This window comes from Vibrio sp. V31_P5A7T61 (assembly GCF_009904895.1).
In the GTDB taxonomy this organism is placed as follows: domain Bacteria; phylum Pseudomonadota; class Gammaproteobacteria; order Enterobacterales; family Vibrionaceae; genus Vibrio; species Vibrio metschnikovii.
Map to the genome: position 1 here is coordinate 97,942 of NZ_WXWI01000018.1, position 8,670 is coordinate 106,611.

The window sequence follows — 8,670 nt, forward strand, 5'->3', positions numbered from 1 at the left end:
AGATTGAAGTCGGTGCTTTTTCTTGGCTCACCACGGTTGATTAACTCGCTCAAAATGACGCAGTGAGAAAATCCATGCGATACATAGAGTCAACGAACCTTTTTCTCTTGTCGTTTTACTTGTTCCCATAACGCATCTAACTCGTTTAATGTCAAACTGGTTAGTGGCTGCTCAGCTAATGATGCTAATTGCTCTACGGCTTGAAAACGGCGTATAAACTTATGATTGGCTTTATTTAAAGCCAGTTCAGGATCCTTACCTAAATGACGAACCAGATTAACCGTCGCAAACAGTAAATCCCCAAGCTCTTCTTCTACCTTTTGCTCATCGACGGGCACTTGCAGCACTTCCGCCATCACCTCATCCAACTCTTCCTGCACCTTCTCCGCCACAGGGCCGACACTTGACCAATCAAAACCAAATTGAGCGCATTTCTTTTGGATTTTATTAGCCCGCGACAAGGCCGGTAACGCTTGTGGTATTGAGTCTAGAATACTTTGTTCTGTTTTGCCTGCTTGCTGCTTTTCTTTATGTTTTTCGGCCTGCCAATGGGCAGCCAGTTGCTGCTCATCGGCAAACTTTGCGTCAGAAAAGACGTGCGGATGACGGCGAGTGAGCTTTTCATTGACGGTGTCTACCACATCAGAAAACTCGAATAATCCTTGCTCTTTAGCCAACTGGCTATAAAAAATCACTTGGAACAATAAATCACCGAGTTCTTCTTGTAAGTTAGGCCAATATTGCTGGACTATCGCATCGACGACTTCATAGGTTTCTTCGATGGTATGCGGAATAATCGTTTCAAAGGTTTGTTGTTTATCCCATGGGCAGCCATGCTCTTTATCACGTAACTGCGCCATAATCTGTTCAAGTTGTACAATAGGATGAGACATACTTTCTCTTTACTGATACGTAATAACGAGGCCAATGAGCATCATCGCACCTCGTTATTGATTAAGGACTAATCAGCGACACGACGCCATCGCCACTCGCACTGATCGGCGTAGGTCGTGATTCAGCCCAATCGTTTGACGAGCATAACGTCTTTGATTTGCTCCGTGCGCTTCATGATCCGCTGTAGAACTTCAACACTATTGACCTCTAACTCAAAGTCCATGATCGTCAATTGACGTTTATAATCACTGCGGTTTTTCATGCTGATCACTTTCACTTTCTCGTTAGCCAGTAATGTGGTGATGTCTTTTAATAACCCGCTGCGTTCCATCGCTTCAATCCGTAACGTCAAGCGATAAGTTCCCACAAAACCTCGTCCCCAAACCGTTTCAATGATGCGTTCAGGCGCATGGTGACTGAGTTCTTCAAGCTGCTCGCAATCGCTACGATGTACCGAAATACCGCGACCTTGAGTGATATAACCGCGAATATCATCACCAGGAATCGGCTGACAACAACGAGCAAGATGGGTCATTAAATTATCCACTCCTTGCACCACGACCGCATCCTTGTGAGTGGTTTGAGTCGTGGTCGTTTTTACTTCACCGGCTAATTTTTCTAAGGCGATCTTATCTTCTTCTTCAGCGGTGGGCTTATTCACTAATGCATTGATATGATTAATGATTTGATTGATGCGAAGATCACCACTGCCAACACCAACGTAAAGCTCATCGGCGCTATTAACATTAAAGCGCTTTAACGCGTACGCTTCGGCATCTTTTAACTTAGCGCCAATTTTTGCCAATTCGTTTTCGAGAATTTCACGTCCCGCTTCAAGATTTTTCTCTCGGCTCTGTTTACGAAACCAAGCGTTGATTTTGGCTCGAGCCCGACCAGAATGCACAAAGCCCAGTGATGGATTTAACCAATCACGAGAAGGATTAGGCTCTTTAGCGGTAATAATTTCTACCTGATCTCCCATGTGTAATTTATGGGTAAACGGCACAATTCGCCCTGCCACTTTAGCGCCAATGCAGCGATGACCCACTTCTGAGTGAATATGGTAAGCAAAATCGAGCGGTGTTGCGCCCATCGGTAAATCGACGACGTCACCACGCGGCGTAAAGGCATAGACCCGATCGTCAAAGACTTGACTGCGCAGTTCATCAAGCATTTCCCCTGAGTCGGACATCTCTTCTTGCCAATCAAGCAGCTTACGTAGCCAGGTGATTTTTTCATCATAACCACTACGAGCCGTCGATGCGCCTTCTTTATATTTCCAGTGCGCGGCAACGCCAAGCTCAGACTCTTCATGCATCTGCTTAGTTCGGATCTGAATCTCAATGGTTTTGCCTTCGGGGCCTAAAATCACCGTATGAATCGACTGATAACCATTAGGTTTCGGATTGGCCACATAGTCGTCAAATTCGCCCGGCAAGTGTTTATATTTAGTATGCACAATGCCTAAAGCGGCGTAACAGTCTTGCAATTTATCAGCGATGATCCGCACCGCGCGCACATCAAACAGCTCATCAAACGCGAGGTTTTTCTTCTGCATTTTGCGCCAAATGCTGTAGATATGCTTAGGACGACCACTCACCTCAGCATTGATATTTAATGCTTGCATCTCTTGGCGAAGATCATTGACGAAATCACGGATGTATTGTTCACGGACAATACGCCGCTCAGAGAGCTGTTTAGCGATTTGTTTATAAGTATCTGGTTGTTGATAACGAAACGCGTAATCTTCAATTTCCCATTTTAACTGACCAATCCCCAAACGATTCGCTAGTGGCGCATAGATATTGGCGCACTCTTTAGCTGCGGCGCGACGCACTTCATCAGGCTGGTCTTTTACTTCACGTAAATTGCAAATTCGTTCTGCTAACTTAATGACTACACAACGAAAATCATCAACCATCGCCAACAACATACGGCGAACATTATCAACTTGTGCCGACGCTTCACTGCCTTGCATGGTGATATTGAGTTGCCCAATCGCTGCCATCTCTTCAACACCATGAATCAACTTGATGATCTCTTTGCCGTAATGCTCTTCGAGTTCTTCTTGATCCAACAAACCGCTGGTGGCAATCGGAAACAGTAGCGCTGCCACTAAGGTGGGTTTATCCATCGACAAGGTGATCAATATTTCGATCATTTCCCGTCCACGCCATAGCAACATTGGACCTTGAGAGTGCCCCTCAAGCCAATGATCACACTGACGATAGACTTCCATCAGTCTCGCCGTCGTTTTGCTATCTTGCTGCAAACTAGCAATCCATTTTTCTAGTTCAAACTGTTCGTCTGGGTTTAAATGTGCGCTACGAACCGCAACCATAGGGATAATCCTAATTTTTAGATTTTAGGGTATCGACTGACTTTCGCTCCCGAAAGTTCAGCCGCTTACCGATTTTTTACAAACAGAGCCATCGATTCTAAATGACTAGTATGAGGAAACATATCAAGCATAGCCAATTTCGCCAAATGATAACCTTGATTGAGTAAGCTTTGGCTATCACGCGCTAAAGTTGCGGGGTTACACGAGACATAAACAATACGTTGAGCCGATAATTGTCCCAACTGTTCAACAATCCCTGCTGCGCCCGCTCGCGCCGGATCAAGCAGTATTTTATCAAACTTTTCAGCCGCCCACGTTGCCTTGGTCATATCTTGTTCCAAATTGGCTTGGTAAAAGGCGCTATTATTGATCTGGTTCAAATGAGCATTCTCACTGGCCACTGAAACCATCTCATCGACGCCTTCAACCCCAACCACATAGTGAGCAATGCGTGCCAGCGGTAAACTAAAATTGCCTAAGCCACAAAAGAGATCAAGCACTCGGTCATTGGCTTGAATCTCTAGCCATTCGATAGCTTGGGCAACCATGCGCTGGTTGATGGATTGATTAACCTGAATGAAGTGAGTGGGCAAAAAATGCATCGTCACTCCCGTCTCTTGATAGTAAGGCGTTTCACCTTGCACATGCTCCAACGGGTGATCATCGGTCAACAAATACAATGCCAATTGATGACGCTGAGCGAATTCAGACAAACGTTGCTTATCGGCACTCGGTAACGGCGCTAAATGGCGCAATAAAAGCACACTGGTATTATCGGCTTTGATCAACTCAACATGCCCCAGTTGTTCTGGCTGCTTAAACCCACTCAGTAAAGGTTTTAACTCAGCTAAGCATTGATTAAGATGAGGTTCAAGGACTGGGCAATCCGTCACATTGACAATACTTTTACTCTGTTTACGCCGAAACCCAACCTGCAATTGCCGTGTTTTTTTATCCCACCATAAACTGAGTCGCGCTCGGCGACGGTAGCCTTTATCTTCATCAATGATCGACGCTGACAATGGTACCGCTTGCTTAGCGAACTTGCTCATTAAATGGCTAAGAGTTTGCTGTTTATGAGTAATTTGCGCTTCGCGAGATAAGTGTTGTAAATCGCATCCGCCACACTGCTGATAATATTGGCAAAATGGCACGACGCGTTCGGGACTAGGGGCAAGCACCTTGATAAGCTTTGCCCGCGAAAATTTGCTTTTACTTTCAGTAATTTGAATCACAACTTCTTCACCAGGCAACGCTCCGTCAATAAAAGTCGGTTTGTCTTGCTGATACGCAATCCCCGCGCCAAGATGATCCAGCTTAGTCACCATGACTGACTGATGTTTAGATTGAATCGAGGTGTTCTTCTTCGCTTGGAAAAAACGTGCCATGCTCTGTGCCTAAGTGTGATTTATAAAAAGGTTTTTGCCCCAGCATCACTATTCTGTGTGGGGAAGATTGTCGAAGCCATTACTCTTGCATTAAGCTATAGTGGCTTAGCGTTGTGGGTAGACAACCGCCGTCTGACTCAACCACGATAGCGACTTATTGAATAGCTTCGCCACTGTAATGCGGGTTATTTTCCCATATCCACACCACGATGTTTAGACAATAATGACCAAATATGGCTTACGTGCGCGTGTTATTACCCTGACTTTAGCACCAACCTTAATTATTGGGTTACTGCTTAGCGCTTTATTCTCATTCAATCGTTACCACGATTTGGAAATTCAGGTTCTCAATTCTGGGGCAAGTATCATTGAACCACTGGCGATTGCCAGCGAAGAAGCGTTAAAAAACCAAAGTAGAGAATCGGTACGACGGATCATTAGTTATGCTCATCGTAAACATTCCAAATTAGTACGCAGTATTGCAGTGTTTGATGCTCGTCATGAGTTATTTGTTACCTCCAACTTTCATCCCAACTTTGAAAGCTTGATGTACCCTAAAGAGCAACCGATCCCCGTCCTCGGCAGCGCTCAGCAACATGATAACACCCTGATTCTCCGTACACCGATTTTGGCAGAAAGTCGCCTACTCGAAGATAATACCAACAGCGCGCGATCGGTACCGGTACTGGGTTATATTGCCATTGAATTAGATCTCTCCTCGTTGCGTTTACAACAATATCAAGAGATTTTCTCCGCCTGCTTAGTATTAATTATGGGCTTAGTGCTCTCTAGCGTTTTCGCCGTTCGCCTCATGCACGATGTGACTCGTCCCATTACCCATATGAAAAACATGGTTGACCGCATTCGGCGCGGCCATTTAGATGTTCGAATTGAAGGGAAAATGCATGGTGAGTTGGACTCGCTACGTAAAGGCATTAATGCCATGGCGGTCTCGCTATCCGAATACCATGTAGAAATGCAACACAGTATTGATCAAGCCACCTCAGATCTGCGCGAAACCCTTGAGCAATTAGAGATCCAAAACGTTGAACTGGATATTGCCAAAAAGCGCGCTCAAGAAGCCGCTCGAATTAAATCTGAGTTTTTAGCCAATATGTCACACGAACTGCGTACTCCGCTCAATGGGGTGATCGGCTTTACACGTCAAATGCTGAAAACCCAGTTAACCAACAGTCAAACTGACTACCTTCAAACCATTGAAAAATCAGCCAATAACTTATTAACCATCATTAATGACATCCTTGATTTCTCAAAACTCGAAGCGGGTAAGCTCGCTCTGGAAAATATTCCTTTTGAATTTCAAGAAACCTTAGAAGAAGTGGTTAATCTCCAGGCCACCAGCGCCCATGAAAAAGGCTTAGAAATCACGCTCAAAGTTGATCCAAAGATCCCGTTAGGCCTCGTCGGCGATCCACTGCGCATTCAACAAGTCTTAACCAATTTAGTCGGCAACTCGATTAAGTTTACCGAACGTGGCAACATTGATATCAGCGTCGAAATGCGCTCACAACGGGATGATATGGTTGAGTTGCAGTTTATGGTCCGCGACACCGGAATCGGCATTTCAGAACGTCAGCAGGCCCAGCTCTTCCAAGCCTTTAGTCAAGCGGATGCGAGCATTTCGCGTCGTTACGGTGGCACAGGTTTGGGCTTAGTCATCACGCAAAAGTTAGTCGGGCAAATGGGCGGCGAAATCAGTTTAACCAGCCGGCTGCATCAAGGTTCGACATTCTGGTTTACGCTGCGTTTACCTGCGACAACCATGCCAATCAGTGATTGGGTCGATCCGCAGGCGCTATTAGATAAACAGTTATTACTTGTTGAACCTAATATGCAGGCCGCTTCTATTGTTCAGCAGCAGTTAGTGCAAGCCGGGTTAAGCGTTACCTATCGCTCATCGATGCCTGAAGAATCGGAACACTACGACTATATTTTACTGAATTTATCGCCAACGAAAGAAACCGACAGCACCATCGTGGAGCAATGGATTCAACAAGCACTGCAATCTGCACCACATGTCATTATTGGTACACCAAGTACCGAGCTGGCGTTGGCAGACCAACTGATGAAGCATTATCCGGTACAATGCGTCACTAAACCGTTGTCACGCCGCAAACTATTGCAAACCTTATTAGCTCATCAGCCGACACGACCGACGCCTATCGAGCAACCGCGTGAAATAGATAAACTGCCCTTGACCGTGATGGCGGTTGATGACAACCCAGCCAACTTAAAACTGATCAGCGCCCTACTGCAGGAAAGGGTTGCACAGGTGGTCACTTGCAGCGATGGAATAAGCGCAGTGGAGCAAGCGACGCTGCGCGCCTTTGATATCATTTTAATGGATATTCAGATGCCACATATGGATGGAGTTAGCGCTTGTAAAGCAATTAAACAGTTACCGCTCAATGCCACCACACCGATTATTGCGGTAACCGCACACGCCATGGCCGGAGAGCGAGATCGGCTGCTAAAAGCGGGTATGGACGATTACCTAACCAAACCGATTGAAGAGCATATTTTACAACAAGTACTGGTGCACTGGAGTCCAACCCACTTAACTCATGGTGTAGAGAAACTTCCCTTGAGCCACCATCAAGCAGAGCCGATCCTCTCGCCCCACTCTACCGCCAATCTATCCTCTTCAATGGTGATTGATTGGCCGCTGGCCTTAAAGCAAGCCGCAGGCAAAGAAGACTTAGCTAAAGAGATGCTACAGCTGTTGGTCAATTATCTTCCTGATGTGATTCAAGTGGTGAATCAAGCACAGCAAGATGATCAATATGCGTTAGACGATCTACTGCATCATATCCATAAACTACACGGTAGCTGCTCTTACAGCGGTACGCCATCACTAAAAGCCATCTGTGCAACCTTGGAACACATGCTGCGCTCAGGGAGCCAACTCAGTGATATCGAACCAGAATTATTTGAACTGCAAGATGAAATGGAGAAGCTACTCAACGAAGCGCCACAATATTTACTAACTTAATATAGCTAATTATAAAATATTCACTGAGGTAGTATTAATTGATACTACCTCAGTGAATATCATTGTTAAGTATTTATATTTCATTATCAAAACAAAATCTGTAGCCTACACCTGGCTCTGTTCTTAGGTATTTAGGATTTAATGATTCATCGCCTAATTTTTGTCTAAGGTGGCTAATAACAATTCGTAAATAATGAGTATCTTGACTATGACCTGGCCCCCATATTTCTCGCAGTAACTGCGTCTGAGTAATAACACAATTAGGCGATGATGCCAGAATCGACAATACCCCATACTCTTTAGGTGTCAATTCAACTAGCTCATTATCAAACATTACAACTCTACGAGTTAAATCAATCTTTAAACTCCCATCATCTAATACTGCCTGTTGCTCTGGCTTAATATTATCTCTTAAACAAACTCTTATACGTGCTAATAGCTCAACAACGCTAAATGGCTTAGTGACATAATCTTGAGCACCATTATCTAGAGCTTTAACTTTTTCGTTATCTTTATTCCTAACCGACAATACTATAATGGGAATAGAACTCCAACTACGAAGCTCCTTAAGCACATCTTGTCCATCTAAATCAGGCAAACCAAGATCCAGTACAACTAAATTTGGTTGATGACGTGCAACCATACTTATTCCAATATTACCATTTTCTGCTTCTATAATTTCATAGCCTTCACTACCTAAAGCAACACGAAGCATTCTACGAATTTGAGCCTCATCATCAATCACTACTATTTTCATACTCACAAGTATACAACCTTACTTTATTTCTACAGTCGGATATGCCAGAGGCAGCTCAATCTCAAATCGAGTTCCTCTACCATGAGCTCTATCTTTCACTCTCACTTTACCACCATGAGCACTAATCATTCCTTTGCAAATAGCTAAACCCATTCCTGTATTATTTTTCTTATTATCACCATCGGAAATAACATAAAACATATTAAAAATACTATCTTTCTTATCATCAGGAATTCCAGGACCTCGATCTTCGATAGCAATTATACATGAATTATTG

The 8,670-nt window shown here is 44.4% G+C and carries 6 protein-coding genes; 1 reads left to right on the forward strand and 5 read right to left on the reverse strand.

Going from position 1 to position 8,670, the window contains the following annotated elements:
* Window positions 1-89: 89 nt before the first annotated feature.
* The 3 genes from mazG to rlmD form a co-directional block, all read right to left on the reverse strand.
* The gene (gene mazG, locus CAG58_RS02905; protein ID WP_161425905.1) at window positions 90-893 is read right to left on the reverse strand and encodes a nucleoside triphosphate pyrophosphohydrolase; all 804 of its coding nucleotides are present in this window, start codon (window positions 891-893) and stop codon (window positions 90-92) included.
* Between the two features lie 122 nt (window positions 894-1,015).
* A complete protein-coding gene (relA, locus tag CAG58_RS02910) occupies window positions 1,016-3,235 on the reverse strand; it encodes a GTP diphosphokinase (protein ID WP_004394308.1) in 2,220 nt (739 codons plus the stop codon).
* A gap of 65 nt (window positions 3,236-3,300) precedes the next feature.
* Complete coding sequence (rlmD, locus tag CAG58_RS02915) at window positions 3,301-4,623, reverse strand: 23S rRNA (uracil(1939)-C(5))-methyltransferase RlmD (protein WP_161425906.1); 1,323 nt, start codon at window positions 4,621-4,623, stop codon at window positions 3,301-3,303.
* A gap of 223 nt (window positions 4,624-4,846) precedes the next feature.
* Between rlmD and barA the strand changes: the two genes are divergently transcribed.
* Window positions 4,847-7,636: a two-component sensor histidine kinase BarA gene (barA, locus tag CAG58_RS02920; RefSeq protein WP_161425907.1), complete on the forward strand. Its 2,790-nt coding sequence runs from the start codon at window positions 4,847-4,849 to the stop codon at window positions 7,634-7,636.
* Window positions 7,637-7,709: 73 nt separating this feature from the next.
* Here barA and CAG58_RS02925 read toward each other — a convergent pair whose 3' ends face one another.
* On the reverse strand, window positions 7,710-8,393 hold the full coding sequence (locus CAG58_RS02925; RefSeq protein WP_186463716.1) for a response regulator: 684 nt from the start codon (window positions 8,391-8,393) through the stop codon (window positions 7,710-7,712).
* An 18-nt stretch (window positions 8,394-8,411) separates the two neighbouring features.
* Window positions 8,412-8,670: sensor histidine kinase (locus CAG58_RS02930; protein WP_237665966.1), on the reverse strand; the 259-nt coding region annotated here is incomplete at its 5' end.

Excerpts from the sequence above, each read along its gene's own strand:
- mazG (WP_161425905.1), bottom strand. The coding sequence starts at position 893 with ATGTCTCATCCTATTGTACAACTTGAACAGATTATGGCGCAGTTACGT.
- relA (WP_004394308.1), bottom strand. The coding sequence starts at position 3,235 with ATGGTTGCGGTTCGTAGCGCACATTTAAACCCAGACGAACAGTTTGAA.
- rlmD (WP_161425906.1), bottom strand. The coding sequence starts at position 4,623 with ATGGCACGTTTTTTCCAAGCGAAGAAGAACACCTCGATTCAATCTAAA.
- barA (WP_161425907.1), top strand. The coding sequence starts at position 4,847 with ATGACCAAATATGGCTTACGTGCGCGTGTTATTACCCTGACTTTAGCA.
- CAG58_RS02925 (WP_186463716.1), bottom strand. The coding sequence starts at position 8,393 with ATGAAAATAGTAGTGATTGATGATGAGGCTCAAATTCGTAGAATGCTT.